Source organism: Phytobacter ursingii (genome assembly GCF_001022135.1).
GTDB classification, from domain to species: domain Bacteria; phylum Pseudomonadota; class Gammaproteobacteria; order Enterobacterales; family Enterobacteriaceae; genus Phytobacter; species Phytobacter ursingii.
Genome location: NZ_CP011602.1, coordinates 2,290,452 through 2,306,399, shown reverse-complemented (window position 1 = coordinate 2,306,399; position 15,948 = coordinate 2,290,452). Strand labels below are relative to the sequence as shown.

Here is a 15,948-nt window from a genome sequence, read left to right as displayed (position 1 = left end):
TCAGAATTCATACTGAATCAATGATGACAGGGTGTATTGCATTCTGCTTTTTACCAGCGGACTCCTTCCCGCCTCACCTGGCAGATATGCCGCACGCCCCGTCACTCCGGCGGCTACGTTTTCGCTAATGTGCCAGACCAGTTCGGAATAAAATCCGCCAGACTGGAAACCAGATGAAGGATAATAAGATGAAAAATCAGTGCGTTGTTCCTGTTTTGCGGTTACGCCATAATGGCGTTGCTGATAACCGCTGTTCGCCCAGGTGATATCGCCTGCAACCGAAAAATCGACGTCCTGCCAGCGCCACAGGGTTGCTTTAACACCACTGTTCAACGTCATAGCCAGCGCCTGCGTTTCGCCCCCGTATCGGTATTTTTGTGTTGCGCTCAATGCGCGCAGCCATAACATCCAGTCCTCATTTTGATAACGCCACTCCACACCCGCCATGAGTATGTCGGAAAGGTCGCCCATTCCTTGTAAGTCACGGTTTTTTCTGGCGGAAAATGGGTAATTAAACACCTCTTTTCGCCCCTCATCCGGTGTTAACAGCAGGCTCACGGTAAAGGGAGAATCCGACGGCAGCGTACACGCCAGACCGTCTGTTGACAGTGCCCAATGTCCCCAGTCATCACTTCGCAGGCTTATGCCACCTTTGAACAATGGTTCTGGCGCATAATGCTGTGAACCTGAATAGACGGGACTGACTGCCACGCCCAGACCCGCGTATCCGGACAGATCCGTACTGTGTGAGGGAGCGCAAAACGCTATTCCCGCAAGTGAAACGCCATACTGCAGACTTCTTTTCATTCGATGCCTCTCCTGGCAAACGGTAGGTTGAAGTGTGTGCAGGCTAGCCTGGAGTTTATCGTTTTACAATAAGTTTTTATTGTTTTATGTTAATTTATATTGGTCGGGAACAGGATTTAAAGGCAGGGCGATAGTTGGGGTCACAGGTAAGATATTTGTTATTACAGGCGAGCATCGCAGCATTCCGCCGAGGCGGTTTTTAGCCATGCACAGGGTGCTATCGCCACAGGCCGGTGGCTCAAAAAGGGGTAAGCATATGATCCAGAAAAGCGCGTACCGCAGGATTGGCGCGTCGGCTTTCGTGCCAGACAGCCGACAGATCGCGCCGCTCCACCGCAAAATCGCCGAGCAGGGGAACAAGCTTTTTCTCGCTTACCCGAGATGCCGCCATAAAATTCGCGGCCATCCCGATTCCGGCGCCGGCAACAATGGCGGCAATGACCGCTTCGCTGGTATCCGCAATGATCGTGGACGACGGCACCATTTCTATCTCGCGCTCCCCGACGCGAAACGGCCAGCGAAAAAGCTGCCCTGTATTTTGGTAACGCAGATTGACTGTCGTATGCCCGGACAAATCATTGGGATGTTGCGGAGGCGCGCAACGGGCTAAATATTCAGGCGAGGCGTAACAACCTATCTGATAGGGCGGAAGGCGACGCAACAGGAGGCTGGAATCCGCGAGCTCGCCAAGTCGAATGGCAATATCAATATTCTCATCAACGAGGCTGACCACCCGGTCACTCAGGCGTAAATCAATCGTCACTTTTGGATAACGTGCGCAAAAAGCGGGAAGGAGAGGAGCAATCACATGGATCCCCACCGGCAGTGACGCCGCAATGCGTAATATCCCAGCGGGCTCCGCACGCGCCTGTTTCGCTATCTGTTCAATCTCCTCGGCATCCCGTAATAATCGTAGCGCCCGCTCGTGCAATTCACGCCCTTCGGCAGTTAACACCAGCGAGCGTGTCGTTCGGGTGAACAAGGTGATGCCGAGCTGCTTCTCAAGCCGCTGAATACTTTTACTGATGGCAGAGGGGGAAACAGAAAGCGAACGGGCGGCGGCACTGTAACTACCCAGAGCGCCTGCGCGAGCGAATGCAATAAGACCCGTGAGTCTGTCTAAACCGATTTGTTCCTTCATGGCATAAGTAAAGCGAAATCCAGCCATATTATCAACCCGGGTTATTGATCCTATGCTCTGTCACCTGAGGTCTTTTAGAGCGAGATGATGATGACTGAGATGATGAAAGCAGTACAACTCCATGCGTTTGGCGGGCCTGAAAACCTGCTTTATGAAGAGACACCCCGGCCACAAGTGGGCAACGACGATGTCCTTGTGCATATGCAGGCAGCCAGCCTCAACCCGCCTGACTGGTACCTGCGCGACGGCTTTCGCACACTGCCACCTGAATGGCGGCCCGATCCCGCTTTTCCACTTATTTTGGGGACGGACATCTCAGGCGTTGTTGCGGCGGTCGGTAAAAATGTGACGGCGTTTCGCCCCGGAGATGAGGTCTATTCGATGGTGCGTTTTCCTGAAAACGTGATGACGGGCAGCCGCGCCTATGCCGAGTATGTCAGCGTTCCTTCATCAGAGCTGGCGCGCAAACCCCGGGGGATTGGACATGTGCAGGCGGCCGCTGCGCCAATGTCACTGCTCACGGCCTGGCAGTTTCTTATCGAAACGGGGCATGACGCGACGAATCCCTTCCAGCCTTTTGCGCATAAAGCGGTGCCATTACAAGGCCGGACGGTGCTGGTCAATGGTGCCGGCGGCGGCGTGGGACACCTTGCCGTGCAAATCGCCCGCTGGAAAGGGGCGAAGGTGATTGCTGTGGCCTCTTCGCGCCATGAAACGCTGTTGCGTGAGCTGGGGGCAGATGAATTTATCGATTACACCAAAACAGCCGCCGAGAACGACGTCAGAAATGTTGATCTGGTTCTTGATGCGGTGGGTGGGGCAAATATGGATCGTTTTCTGCGTTGCATAAGGCCCGGCGGGGCGCTCTTTCTGGTCAATCCGTTGGGTTTTACCGCAAGGGAAGAGGCTGCCCAAAAAGGGATTACGGTCTCTTCCACGCAGGTACGCTCCAGCGGCGCGCAATTAGATGAAGCAGGACGTCTTCTTGAAGCGGGACTTATCCGGGTTGTTATTGATAGCACCTATCCGTTAGCAATGGCTTCCGCCGCCCATCAGCGTGCTGCAATGGGGGGAATTCAGGGCAAAATTGTACTGACGAACTTCTGATAATGGCGCCTGTTTATGACGCATCGGCTGATACCCGATGCGTTGACGTCGACATCACAGAGCTATGCGACAAGGGGGATGACTCTATAATTATCAACGACTCAGGTCAGGTTGTCTGAATACCGGGCGGGCAGGCGATCGCAGGGTCTTACCTGTATCCTTGCGTTAATCATGACTTTCCCCGCATGCTATGAAGGTGTGATGGTTAACAAACAGAAGATCTCAGGACGATGATAACAACCGATGAGGTACGCTTTGCTGAATGGCAGATATGGCCGCAGCTCAGGATCCTGCTGCACCGGGGGAAGCCGGTAAAAATATCTGCCAGAGCGTTTGATGTTCTGGTTGTTCTGGTCAGGGCTGACGGTAAAGCGGTCAGTAAAGCGTCTTTACTGACTCAGGTGTGGGGAAATGAAATCGTCGAAGAGAATAATCTTCAGGCGCAAATTTCAGCGCTGCGCCGCCTGTTGGGTCGCGATCGGCATCTTCTTGTGACTGAATTTGGTTGTGGCTATCGTTTTAACATCGCTGGCGTACCGCTGCAGGCTTCCTCTGACCCGGAAATAACGACCCCGGTTGCTATCCCCTTTTTGAGCTCGATTTTAGGGCGTGACCAGGCGGTACAGGAGGTCTGTGATTTATTAACTCACCACCCGATGGTGACGATAACCGGTTCAGGAGGCGTGGGGAAGACGCGTCTGGCATGGGAAGTTGTTAACATTCTACACCCGCACTTTCCGGATGGATTCTGTGTGGTTGAGCTGGCGCATATTACTGATGCCGCCAGCGTTCTCTCTGTTTTTTCACAGGCATTACACCTGCCATTATCCGGCGTTCAGCATGATGCCGATTTACGCCAACAGCTGGTGCGACGCCAGTGTTTGCTGCTGATTGATAACTGTGAGCATGTGACGAGTGAACTGGAACCGCTGATTACGCTGCTTCTGAGGCTGGCTCCCCGGATCAAACTGTTATTGACCAGCCAGGTGGCGTTGCAGATTACCGGCGAACAACAATATTTACTCCCGCCACTGCAAGTCCCGCAAGAAACGGGCAGCGATAACGCCGCGTTAATGTCTTTTGCCAGCGTCCGTCTGTTTATTGAGCGAGTCCAGGCCAACCAGCATGATTTCCATCCCTCTGAGCGGGAACTGGCGCTGATTGGCGAATTATGCCGTCACCTTGATGGCTTGCCGTTGGCCATTGAACTGGCGGCTTCACGTCTGCCATTTATGAGTATCAGGGAGATTTATAATCGGCTGGAGGACCGTTTCCCGTTATTGAGCAATACCCACGGCTCTCTGGAACCGAGACATCAGAAAATAGTGACGACCCTTGAGTGGACTTATCAGCTACTCAACGCACGCGAGCAACGGTTATTCAGGACGCTGGGCATTTTTACCGACACATTCAGCGTGGAATCTGTCAGCGATTTTCTCCGTACAAACAACAACCATCGCTGGCAGGTTATTGACGATTTACAGCGGTTGTTGTCCCTGTCACTGATTCAGGTCAGTAGTCAGATACCCGTTACGCGTTTTCGTCTGCTGGAAACCATGCGTCAATTCGCCTGTGCGAAGCTCAGGGAGCAGGATGAATATACCGCGCTGGCGGCCGATTTTGCCCACTACAATAAAGTGCGGGTGGAGCAGGCGCAGAATGACTGGCTCAGTTTGCCGACGGAACAGTGGCGGGAACGCTATCGCCCTGGTCTGAATGACTTGCGTAGTGTTTTACAGCAAACCCTGGTCGAAGGGCATGATGCCTCCACAGGCGTGGCGATCTTACAGGCGATGACGCCGTTCTGGATTGAATACTCACTTTATGATGAATGTCAGCGTCATATTTCTCCTCTGCTCTATGAACCGGGTGCGCGGGTCGAATTAACGTTACATCAGAGAATGCATCTGTGCGCCGCAGCGGGTAAGGCATCAACCTGGGCGAAAGGCCCCACCTCTGAAACCCATTCAGCCTGGCAAACCGCACTGGCGCTGGCAGAAAAGCTCGACGACAACGAAACGCGTTTACAGGCGCATTACGGCTTATGGCTGTACTGCCTGCGCTCGGGGGGGCTGGAGACCGCGCGTGAACATGCGCAGTCTATGTGCGAGCTGGCGCGGGAAATAAATGATGCGCAAGCCCATGCCGCCGGGCTGCGTATTCTCGGCGTATCGCTGCATTTTTTAGGGCAGCATAGCGAAGGCCGCCATTATCTGCTGCAATCTCTGGCCTGGTACGAGCAGGAGAAGATGAGTCATTCCTTCCGTTTCGGTCTGGATCAGGAGACCGCTGGTATGGCTTTTTTGTCACGCTTACTCTGGGTTCAGGGGGAGTATAAGGCCGCGAAACAGATGGCCTGGCGCGGGGTTAAAAAAGCCGCGCGTTTGCAGCATGCCTGTTCTCTCTGCTGTGCGCTGGCCGAGGGAGCCTGCATGACAGCGGCACTGGAGCGTCATCCACGATGGGTAGTCAGGGCTGCAAATTGGCTGGTTCAACTGGCGGCAAAGCATGATTTGTATTTCTGGAAGACCTATGGCGAGCTGTTTCTTGTCTGGGCCCAACAGTTCCGTCATACCGCAGTGAGTCAAACCACACTGTTTAGCTCGCTGCGGGCGATGGGATTAGACTGGCAGTATTCCCCTTTGTTGTCTGAAATTGATGTCGGCCTTGCGCAGCAAAGCGCCAGCCGGGAGCAAGAAAACTGGTGCGCACCAGAGCTGATGCGGCTTTACGCCATGCAATTATCTCCGCCAGAGCAGCGCTTAGCGCTAACGCAGGCACTGGACAAAGCGCGTCAGCAACAGGCTTACGGTTGGGCCCTGCGTATTGCGTATTCGCTGGCGACAGCGCAGGCCCAGTCCGGGGAAAATGACGCGGCTATGCAGTTATTACAGGAAGCTTTACAGGATGTCGATGCCTCAGACAGGGCAACGGATGTCAAAAATGCGCTGCCCCTGTGTGCCCGAATAGAACGTTAATCTTTTCGTGTTACCGCAAGTAACATGCCGCTGAGTACGAACGCGCCGCCTGCTAAAGAAATCAACGTCCAGTTATGTGTGGCTTCCCATAATCCGGTGGCCGTCAGTGAACCACAGGCTCCACCAATAAACATAACGCACATAAAGAGAGTATTGAGACGGTTTCTGGCATCCGGACGCAAAGCGTAAATAGTATGCTGGTTAGCGATTAATACACATTGTTCGCCTGCATCCAGCAGCAAAATACCCACTACCATTCCGGCCATATTGTTCCAGCCTAAAAAAACAATCCAGGCCAACAGCATGAGGGCTACGCCAAAAACGACCATCCACAATGGCCCCCGACGATCGCTGAAACTTCCCGCCACAGGCGCACAAAGAATGCCGATTAACCCCAGGGTTGCCAGCATTCCGGTTACCCCTGCGCCGTAACCGTAGCGATGGGCTAACCAAAAAGGCAGCACGGTCCACAACACGCTGAACGAGGCAAACAGCATGGCTTGGGTAAGCGTTGCATTACGTAACTGCGGCTCGCTTTGCCATAGATGTCCTAATGAACGTAATAGCGTCAGGTAGTTAAATGTTGGCGCGGGCAACGACTGAGAGGGCAAAATGCGCAAGATAAAAAACAGTGCCAGCAGTGTCATAACCGCCCCGAACAAAAAGACGCCGCGCCAGTCGAAATACTGTCCGATAAGACCGCCAATCGCCCGCCCGGAAAGAATACCGGCGAGAACGCCGCTCATCACAGTACCCACCGTTTTTCCCCGGGAAGAGGGAGCAGAGAGAGAGGCCGCAAGCGGCACGATCTGTTGGGCAACGGTTGCGGACATACCCGTAATGAAAGAGAAGAACACCAGCACCGTCGCCGTTGGGGATAACATCATGCCGATCAGGGCCAGAAAAAGTACCTGCGCCTGTCGCAGGATAAGCCGCTGACGTTCAATATAATCGCCTAATGGGATGAGAAAGAATAAACCCGCCGCATAGCCTGCCTGGGTGGCCATGGGGATCAAAGAAACCGCTTCCCGTTCATTGGGAAAGGAACCCGCAATCAAATTCAGAACGGATTGATTAAAATAAATATTCGCCACCACAATACAGCAAATAATCGCCAGCATCAGAATCCTGGCCGAAGAAAGCGCATGGTTATGGGGACACATTGACCACTCCTTACCCTGAATACAACGTTGCCGCAGTATAAGCAGGGGGGAGGCTTAACGCTTTGAGCACTTTTTTCAGACGTCTGAATTCTGCCGTCCAAGCCCCTGAAAAAGGGATTTGTTACTCATATTGTTCTGATAACTCTGTTTACTATGAGGAGCAATGTATGGATTTAAAACTGACTGGAAAGGTGGCCCTGGTCACCGGGGCACGAAGCGGAATTGGTTTCAGTATTTGTGAAGAACTGGCGCTGAACGGGGTGCATGTAGTGATGGTATCCCGACAAGAATCGGGCCTGATGATGGCCGCGAAGAAGATTGCCGATAAATACGGCGTGGCGACGCTGCCGGTCGCCGGGGATGTAACCGATCCCACACTCCCTGCTCGGGTAGTTGAACGCGCGGAAAATGTTTTCCAGCATGTTGATTTACTGGTCAATAATGCCGGGAGAGCACATGCGGGCACGCTGTTAACCACGTCGGAAGAAGAGTGGCAATTAATGACAGAAACCAAATTTTCAGCGATGCGACGTTTTTGCAAGGCAGTTATACCAGGTATGCAGAAACGAAACTGGGGACGTATCGTTAATATTTCATCCATTGGCGGTATTTATCCTAACCCGCAGCTTACCGTCTCTCATGCCCTGAGCGCGGCCATCAACAACCTGACCCGTAGCTTAGCGCTGAGCGTGGCGCCGGAAGGCATTCTGGTCAATGCGATTGGCGTGGGCGCTGTCGCGACGGATAACTGGGTGCAGAATATGCTGCCAAATGTCCGCCATCGCCGTCCTGAGCTGGCGGGGAAAACAGACGAAGAGGTGATGGTGTTGTTGGGTAAAGAGAAAACCCCGCTAGGGCGTTTTGGGCTTCCTGAGGATATTGCGGCAATAACGGCTTTCCTGCTTTCTGAACGAAATCAGTTTGTTACCGGACAGGCAATTGAAGCGTCCGGCGGAGCAGACCGCTTTATGTGATTCCTTCCGTTCGCTCAAAAGTGAGGTATTGCGTCTGGTTGAACCGCGCCGTAAAACAGGTGCGGTTCGTCAGGTCAGGGCTAAACGACTAAAGAGGATTGCCGGAGGCGTTAATCAGCGTTGCCAATAGCTGAATGATTAATATTATTGATATCACCCAGAAAAATGTCCTAAATGATAATTAATCACATGCCAAACGTTAATGTCGGAATATCCGGAGATAAGGGGGGTATAATATATCTTATAATTTCGAATTATCTTTTATCTGACGTAAACAACTTTGCAGGATCATGATTACCAGGATAAGAACACATTAATGTGCAGCCTTGCTCACATTATTTATGCAACATTGTTCATTTTTGTGGAATATATTTTCTCCCGGTCTTTTTTTTGCTTTTTTCATTAAATTAAATGTCGTCGTTGACGATAAGTAACGTGATAGCCAGGTTTTTCTGACTCCTCAAAAAGAAATGAAAAAATGCTTTCGGATGTGATGTGAAATGAAAACATCTTTTGAAAATTAAAAAAGATCACCGAGGATACTTCTATGTCAAAGCTGTTACCGTCAATAAAGAATCTGCCTGTGGCTGCCAAGCTGTTTGGCGGGTTTGCAGTTTTAATCGTTATTATTGTTTTGTCCTCACTCATCAGTATTCAGCAGTCCGCGAGTATCCGTGAGCATGCCTTAAAGGGCAAGTTAATCAATGAAATCAGCACCGAACTTAATACGGCGCGACGTAACCGTTTGACTTATCAATTAAATCATGATGATAAATCACTGCAGGCAAATAAAATCGCCATTGATAAGATGGATCAAAAAGCGATTACGGGTCTCGACTTTACCTGGGACAGCGATGCCCGCGTTTTGTTTGATGACTTGCGCAGTACTATTCCTGACTATGCCACCCATCGTGACACCTTCGTTAAACTCGAACAGGTGACCGTCGAAAAATCGCAGAATTTAACATCGCCAACTTTGAAAACGGTACTGGATAAATTCAGTTCCCGCCTTGAGCAGCAGGAAAACGTTTCAAAGGATGAGGTTGCGTTACTTAATCGCCTCAATAGCCTTTGGGCGGCCGCTTATCAAATTCAGTCCTCTGCCGGTAAGCAGGGGATGGATACCTTTAAAGCGCAATATGATGAGGCGTTGAAGGTTATCCATTCTGAAAATGTCACTTTTACCAGCGAAGACAAAGAGATGGCACAGGCATTCCTTAACGGAATGCAGGAGAACGTTGTCGCTTATACGAATGCCCTGAAGGAATCGCAGAGTGCCGCGACAGAACTCACTGGCGTTGCAGAAAAAATTAATACCGTTACTAATGATTTAGTTACTGGTCAGACTCAGAAAAATATCGATATTATTCAACGTGTCATGATAATTATGGGCATCGTCGCGGTTTGTGCAGTGCTGACAGGGTTACTGGTAGCCTGGCTGCTTACCCGCCAGATGACCCGCCAGATTAAACACAACCTGACGCTGGCAGAACGTATTGCCCAAGGCGACCTGACCGCCACCATTGAGCCGCAGTCAACCGATGAGCTGGGCCGTCTGACGATGGCAATGGGCGTCATGAACGATAAGCTTCGTGACATGATCACCCAAATTAAGGAGTCGGTCATTCATGTGGCAAATGCCTCGTCGGACATTTCCGCAGGCAATACTGACCTTGCTTCCCGCACCGAAGAGCAGTCTGCTGCGGTAGTTGAAACGGCGGCGAGCATGGAAGAGTTGACCTCAACGGTTAAACGCAATGCAGACAATGCGCGTGAAGCCAGCCAGCTTGCAGGCGTGGCGGCAGAGCATGCTCGTTCCGGCGGTAAAATTGTCTGGGACGTGGTCAACACGATGGAAACCATCACCGAAAGCTCCAACAAAATTACCGATATTATCAGCGTAATAAATGGTATTTCGTTCCAGACCAACATTCTGGCGCTTAACGCTGCCGTTGAGGCGGCGCGTGCGGGCGAGCAGGGCCGCGGATTCGCGGTGGTGGCAGGGGAAGTAAGAAGCCTTGCCCAACGTAGCGCGCAGGCCGCCAAAGAGATTGAAGGGCTGATAAAAGAGTCCGTGCAACGCGTCACAACCGGTTCAGAAATGGCCAATAAAGCCGGTACGACGATGGAGCAGATTGTCTCCTCCGTCACCAATGTGAGTGGGATCATGAACGAGATTTCCAGCGCCTCGGAAGAGCAGAGCAGGGGTATCGATCAGATTGGCAAAGCCGTCACGGAACTGGATTCCACCACCCAGCAGAACGCCGCGCTGGTTCAGGAGTCGTCTGCGGCGTCACTCTCACTGGAACAACAGGCCGAACAACTGGCACAGTTGGTTTCCGTGTTCAAGCTGAATTCAGAGACCGCTAAGCCGAAATACACACCTGCGCCAGTGCGTGGCAAAGCCAGCCTGCGCCCCGCAACGTCAACAGCGAATGGCTCTGACTGGGAATCGTTCTGACCATCAGCGCATAAAAACAGTGCCCTCCTGAGGGGGAGGGCACGGCTTAACATGTAATGAGATGCCCGGAAAACGCCGGGCGCTTAACCACGGCATTGCATCTTTCGGCGCTACACACCGCCGGAAGTCATCTCCGTTCTTCAGGGCACGAAAGCGCGTAGCCAGTCTCATTTCTGACAACCCCGGCAAAGCCAGCGTTGCCTAAATGCATACCTGCAATCAGCAGTTTTTCACGCCCGGCTTGTGCGAGTATCTTTTTTCGGGTCTCTTCGGCCTGAGCGGGATCGGCATCAAACATGATGGTCACGGTGGGGTGTGCTGTCTGAATATAAGGATAGTGAACGATATCTCCCCATATCAGTAAGCTTCTTTCAGCCGAATCAATGCGAAACCCGGAATGTCCCGGCGTATGGCCCGGCAACCAGACCGGAGAAATTCCCTCTGTTATGTTGTCCTCGCTAAAGAGACGGACATTGCCTGCATAAGCATCCAGCGTCTGACGGGCCAGCCTGAAATTACGCTGTCCGCGCTCATTCGCCATTTTGAGCTTTTCATCATCCCGCCAGTATTCCGCTTCGCGATAATGCATAAGGAGTTGCGCATGTTCAAAGACAGGCCGTCTTTCGGCATCAAGCAGGCCGCCAATGTGATCCGGATGGCAGTGCGTTAACAATACGGTGTCCACATCGTTATGGCTGACGCCGACGGCTGCGAGGTTGGCTTTAAGTTGCCCCCCTGCATTGTTCAGACCGCCTGTGCCGGCATCAACCAGTAGGGTTCGCCCCCGACCGCGGATAAGATAGCAGTTGATATGGATATTTCCCGGTTCTGTGATGCCGGCCTGGCGCTGAATGGATGCGGCATCTGCTGTTGCAATGCCTGACAGCAAATCCAGACTGGCGGACATATAGCCGTCGCTCAGCGCCGTGACCTGAAAATCACCAATCTGATATGACGGGAAGAAGGGAGGGTTCATAAGGGCCTCGGAATCAGTTTAGGGCATACGGGTGCGGAGCAGAAAATGCAAAACAGCGAATACGCGCCATGAATCCCCAGGCCTGCTGAGTGGCGCTATCCAGTTTGCGCATAAAATGTTCCATCACCTCAGGCGTACGCTGTGTTGTCAGGCGATAAAACAGTTCGGCATAGACCGGATGCCCGCACCCCGGTTTAACCGTGATGAAGATGATATGTATGTTGTTCGGTTCTGCGGCAAGAATGTCTCGACAAAGGTCGCTGCAGATGCGGGTGAACGCGGGAAGATCGCTGAAACGGCCTGCGTATTCCTGCGAAAGATAAAAGGTCAGGTTGGGCATGGTCTTACACCTCCCGTTGATGCTCAAAAGCATGCTGCAGCTGCGATGTCAGAGGTTCGTAAAGATAAACATCAGGCATGTGTATCAGTGGTAAGGCGCATTCACGCGGCAACACGCACATCGTGCGGCGGGCCGGAGAACGCGCCAGTCCGACCGCGTGCATTTCTGTTGCCTGGTTTATCGACGCCGCGACCAAAGCACTGCTCGGTTGGGCGCTGAGCAGCAGAATTTCATCTGACGAAACGGCCGGGGCCGACGCATCGTATGCATACAGATTACGCTGCCAGTCAGTGATCCAGACCTGCCAGCGAGAGAAGTTACCGCCTCCTTTGTGTCGATATTCCTCACTGCTAAGCACATCGGCATCCTTCACCGTGTGAATCGCAAGATAAGCAGGGCAGCCCGGTTTTATGGCACGAAAACGCTGAGACGAACGAAATCCAGTCACCGAGACCAGCGCTGGCAATTTTTCCCGACTGTAAAATTCATTCCATTCCCCCTCGCTCGTAGGATCGCGATATGAGCATTCAACGAAATACAACATTGTCCTGACTCCTCATGCGTAAACAGCAGATCATAAATAGTTCTGCTTAATGATTTTTACTCATGCTATGAGGTGTTTTACGCGCGATAAATCGATAATATTTCATTAATCAGTGACATTAATTCACTGAATGGCGTAATCAGTTGCGAAAAAGAGTCCCGTTTATGCGTAGAAAAATACCCAGTAGCACATCCCTGCAGGCGTTTGATGCCGCCGCACGACACGGCAATTTTGCCAGGGCCGCAGAGGAACTCTCCCTGACGGAAGGGGCGATTAGCCGTCAGATAGCGCGCCTTGAATCTTTGCTCAACTGCAAACTGTTTGACCGCACGGGAAGCCGCGTAAAGCTTAATCCTGCCGGAGTCCGCTATGCTCTCCATGTTCACGAAACCCTGGCGCGGCTTGAGAGGGATACCCAATACATCATGGGATTGCCAGAGGGGGGAAAGAGTCTTGATATTGCTGTCCTGCCGACCTTTTCCAGTCGCTGGCTCATTCCCCGGCTGAAAGGCTTTATGTCGTTGCACCCGGAGATTACCTTAAATATCGCGGCCAGCACCGACCCCTTTATTCTGACCGGAAGTGGCTTTGACGCTGTGGTTCATTTTGAGCACCCCGCCTGGGCGGGCATGCGCGTGCAATTTCTGTTTCAGGAAACACTGGTTCCGGTGTGTCATCCCTCGCTGTTATCGCAAGCGGATATGTTTCAACAGTTAAACGCACTTCCGCGTATTCACAGACGACAAAATCCGGAGGCGTGGCATCTGTATGCCCGGGAAAAGGGAATAAGCCTGGATAATCCGGGACAGGGCGTGCGCTACGATCTGCATGAAATGGCAATAGCCGCCGTGATGGCGGCGCAGGGGGTGGCGCTGGTGCCGCGGATGTATGTCGAAAATGAATTAAAACATGGCCTGCTTGTTTCACCCTGGCCGGAATCAGCAACCCTGAGCAAAAGATTCTGCTTAATCAAACCGACGGAAACGGGGATGAATAATGCTGCGGTGGAGGATTTTGAACGCTGGTTGCTTGCTGAAATTGCACCCCATCCCGACGCCCTGGCAAAAGCGCCTTAACAGCAGAGTGTCTTGCATCAGGAAGCGTGCAAGCCCGGGCGCTTTGCTCTGAAACACTACAAATTGAGTCGCCGACGGCGATTATCTTGTTGTTGACCTCAGGTTAACTTGAGCTTTTATGATGCCGGCCACAAGCTGACAAGGAGTTATTCTGAATATGCACGAGATCGATGTTGGATTCACCCATGTTGCCTTTATGGTCAGGGACCTGGACAAAAGTATTGCTTTCTATCGCCGCTATGCAGGCATGGAGGTGATACATCAGCGCGAACCCGGCATTCCGGATGCCCGTAAGGTCGCGTGGTTAAGCGATCGTACCCGTCCGTTTGCGCTGGTGCTGGTTCAGGCGGATACCGTAACAGATACGCCGCTGGGGCATTTTGGCCACCTTGGCGTGGCTTGTGCGACCCGCGAAGAAATCGACCGTAAAACCGAGATGGCAATAGCGGACGGTGTATTACGAAAAGCGCCGGAAAACCTGGGCGACCCCGTCGGTTATTATGTGTTTTTTGCCGACCCGGACGGCAACACGTTAGAACTGTCATTCGGGCAACGTGTCGGGCTGGAAGCGATCCGGGCTGAAAACCAGGATGCCCGTTAGCAGAAAAGAGAAACAGAAGAAAGCGTACCGCCTCGCAAATTATGGTTTGCGGGGCTTTCAATCTGGAGATGCGGGTATTTCGCCCGGATGAGTTAAGAGAGGAAACATGGCGTCCGAATTGCCGCTATACACTCCACGGTTATTATTGCGCGCACTGATGCGTGATGATCTGCCGCAGCTTGCGCGCTACCGTAACCTGCCCGAGGTCGCCAGGTTTCAAAGTTGGGATCATTATACTGTGCATGATGCGGAGCAATTATATGCGCAGCAGTGTTCGCTGGCGTTCAACAGCGAGGGAACCTGGTATCAACTGGCCGTTGAGCGGCTGGAAGATGGCGCGCTGATCGGCGATCTGGGTATCCATTTCTTTGATGAGGGAAGGCAGGTCGAACTGGGTATGACCTTTGATGTGGGGTATCAGAAACAGGGGTATGCCAGAGAGGCCATAAACCACCTCATTGCCCTGCTGTTTAATGATTTTGCAAAGCATCGACTCACCGCTGTTATTGATACGCGCAACACGTCGGCGGTGAACCTGCTGGAAAAACTCGGTTTCCGCCGTGAAGCACATTACCGGCAGAATATTTTCTTTAAAGGCGCATGGGGCGATGAGTATCTCTATGCACTCTTAAAGCGCGACTATACCCAGGCCTCTTTTTCGTCGTCCGTGTAAGTTATCGCCGTGCCACCGATCTCTCCGGCAACGTCTTTTCGACTGGCTTTTCTGTGAATCAGTTGCCGGGCAACTGGCTTACACGGCGTTATGCCGGGTAGCCGATTCTGTTATTTCGCTGGCGCAGAGGCGCACCGCTATGGTGATATGAGTAATCACTCATTAGCAGGGCGAAAAGCATGCGTCACCTTCCACCGACTGCCACCTTGCGCGCGTTTGAAGTCGCCACGCGTCATGCCACCTTTACCGCGGCCGCCGAAGAACTGTGTATTACCCAAAGCGCCGTCAGCCATCAGCTAAAAAACCTTGAAGAACTCTGGGGGCTGCAACTTTTTCAGCGCGGCAAGACCCTGAGCCTGACGCCTGCCGGCGCAGCGCTTGCGCCGCTGGTGCGCGAATTTTTCAGCAAACTGGATACGACCCTCGCCGATCTGCGTGAACAAAATGGCCGCGTAAGATTGCGTGTCAACACCACCTATTCGTTTGCGCTGAAATGGCTGTTGCCGCGTCTGCCAGCCCTGGCGCGGTTACATCCGGACATTCTGGTGTCACTGGACAGTTCGGATAAAGTCATCAATTTCGCGGGGGCCGAGTCCGATGTGGCCATTCGTTTTGGCCACGGTAACTATCCCGCGCTTTTTACCGAATTTTTATTTCGCGAACAGATATTCCCGGTGGCCAGTCCGTCACTGTTGCAGCGTTTTGGCACCCCTGCTGAACCCGCCGAGCTGTTGCGCTACCCGCTACTGACGCGTGACGGTGCTGACCTGGTGCCAAAATGGGATGCCTGGTTTGAGCAAACCGGCGTCAATATCAATGTCCTGCATGAGAGTGTGCGCTTCGCGGATACCAATATGACCATTGAGGCCGCGCTTCTCGGGCAGGGTATTGCGCTGGCGCGTAGCGGACACGTGGAAAAAGAGATTGCCGATGGCACGCTGATTCGGCTTTTTGATATCCGGTTTCCTTCACCGGCGGCCTATTATTTTGTCTGCCCGCAGGGGATCGAGACGCAGCCGCACATAATAAAATTCCGTCATTGGTTACTGGACGAGTCCGTGCAGGCGCAGCGGCATTATCGTTAATGTATGAGTATTTGCTCATGCC

The 15,948-nt window shown here is 52.5% G+C and carries 14 protein-coding genes; 8 read left to right on the top strand and 6 right to left on the bottom strand.

Going from position 1 to position 15,948, the window contains the following annotated elements; genetic code table 11:
* Together AB182_RS14295 and AB182_RS14290 are read right to left on the bottom strand one after the other, a co-directional pair.
* The gene (locus AB182_RS14295; RefSeq protein ID WP_047370680.1) at positions 1-807 is read right to left on the bottom strand and encodes a MipA/OmpV family protein; all 807 of its coding nucleotides are present in this window, start codon (positions 805-807) and stop codon (positions 1-3) included.
* 238 nt (positions 808-1,045) lie between these two features.
* Positions 1,046-1,948: a LysR family transcriptional regulator gene (locus AB182_RS14290; RefSeq protein WP_047373302.1), complete on the bottom strand. Its 903-nt coding sequence runs from the start codon at positions 1,946-1,948 to the stop codon at positions 1,046-1,048.
* A 90-nt stretch (positions 1,949-2,038) separates the two neighbouring features.
* Between AB182_RS14290 and AB182_RS14285 the strand changes: the two genes are divergently transcribed.
* Both AB182_RS14285 and AB182_RS14280 read left to right on the top strand, forming a co-directional pair.
* Positions 2,039-3,055, top strand: a complete 1,017-nt coding sequence (locus tag AB182_RS14285) for an NADP-dependent oxidoreductase (protein WP_047373301.1) — start codon at positions 2,039-2,041, stop codon at positions 3,053-3,055.
* Positions 3,056-3,285: 230 nt separating this feature from the next.
* Positions 3,286-6,033, top strand: a complete 2,748-nt coding sequence (locus AB182_RS14280; RefSeq protein WP_047370679.1) for an ATP-binding protein — start codon at positions 3,286-3,288, stop codon at positions 6,031-6,033.
* Here the strand turns inward: AB182_RS14280 and AB182_RS14275 are convergent.
* A complete protein-coding gene (locus AB182_RS14275) occupies positions 6,030-7,196 on the bottom strand; it encodes an MFS transporter (RefSeq protein WP_047370678.1) in 1,167 nt (388 codons plus the stop codon). The genes AB182_RS14280 and AB182_RS14275 overlap by 4 nt on opposite strands.
* A 167-nt stretch (positions 7,197-7,363) precedes the next feature.
* Between AB182_RS14275 and AB182_RS14270 the strand changes: the two genes are divergently transcribed.
* Entirely contained in the window at positions 7,364-8,170 is an 807-nt protein-coding gene (locus tag AB182_RS14270; RefSeq protein ID WP_047370677.1) for an SDR family NAD(P)-dependent oxidoreductase, read from the top strand.
* Positions 8,171-8,717: 547 nt separating this feature from the next.
* Positions 8,718-10,631: a methyl-accepting chemotaxis protein gene (locus AB182_RS14265; protein WP_047370676.1), complete on the top strand. Its 1,914-nt coding sequence runs from the start codon at positions 8,718-8,720 to the stop codon at positions 10,629-10,631.
* A gap of 127 nt (positions 10,632-10,758) precedes the next feature.
* Here AB182_RS14265 and AB182_RS14260 read toward each other — a convergent pair whose 3' ends face one another.
* Genes AB182_RS14260 through AB182_RS14250 form a run of 3 tightly spaced genes read right to left on the bottom strand, consistent with a single transcriptional unit; the run spans position 10,759 to position 12,491 of the window.
* A complete protein-coding gene (locus tag AB182_RS14260; RefSeq protein ID WP_047370675.1) occupies positions 10,759-11,607 on the bottom strand; it encodes an MBL fold metallo-hydrolase in 849 nt (282 codons plus the stop codon).
* Between the two features lie 13 nt (positions 11,608-11,620).
* The gene (locus AB182_RS14255; RefSeq protein ID WP_047370674.1) at positions 11,621-11,947 is read right to left on the bottom strand and encodes a hypothetical protein; all 327 of its coding nucleotides are present in this window, start codon (positions 11,945-11,947) and stop codon (positions 11,621-11,623) included.
* A gap of 4 nt (positions 11,948-11,951) precedes the next feature.
* On the bottom strand, positions 11,952-12,491 hold the full coding sequence (locus AB182_RS14250) for a hypothetical protein (RefSeq protein ID WP_047370673.1): 540 nt from the start codon (positions 12,489-12,491) through the stop codon (positions 11,952-11,954).
* Positions 12,492-12,655: 164 nt separating this feature from the next.
* Between AB182_RS14250 and AB182_RS14245 the strand changes: the two genes are divergently transcribed.
* The 4 genes from AB182_RS14245 to gcvA all read left to right on the top strand — a co-directional run bounded on the left by AB182_RS14245 (position 12,656) and on the right by gcvA (position 15,926).
* On the top strand, positions 12,656-13,567 hold the full coding sequence (locus AB182_RS14245; RefSeq protein ID WP_047370672.1) for a LysR substrate-binding domain-containing protein: 912 nt from the start codon (positions 12,656-12,658) through the stop codon (positions 13,565-13,567).
* A 157-nt stretch (positions 13,568-13,724) separates the two neighbouring features.
* Positions 13,725-14,168 (top strand): VOC family protein, encoded by a 444-nt coding sequence (locus AB182_RS14240; RefSeq protein ID WP_047370671.1) that lies wholly within the window; start codon positions 13,725-13,727, stop codon positions 14,166-14,168.
* A 106-nt stretch (positions 14,169-14,274) separates the two neighbouring features.
* Positions 14,275-14,841: a GNAT family N-acetyltransferase gene (locus AB182_RS14235; RefSeq protein WP_047370670.1), complete on the top strand. Its 567-nt coding sequence runs from the start codon at positions 14,275-14,277 to the stop codon at positions 14,839-14,841.
* 179 nt (positions 14,842-15,020) lie between these two features.
* The gene (gene gcvA / locus AB182_RS14230) at positions 15,021-15,926 is read left to right on the top strand and encodes a transcriptional regulator GcvA (protein WP_047370669.1); all 906 of its coding nucleotides are present in this window, start codon (positions 15,021-15,023) and stop codon (positions 15,924-15,926) included.
* Positions 15,927-15,948 lie beyond the last annotated feature (22 nt).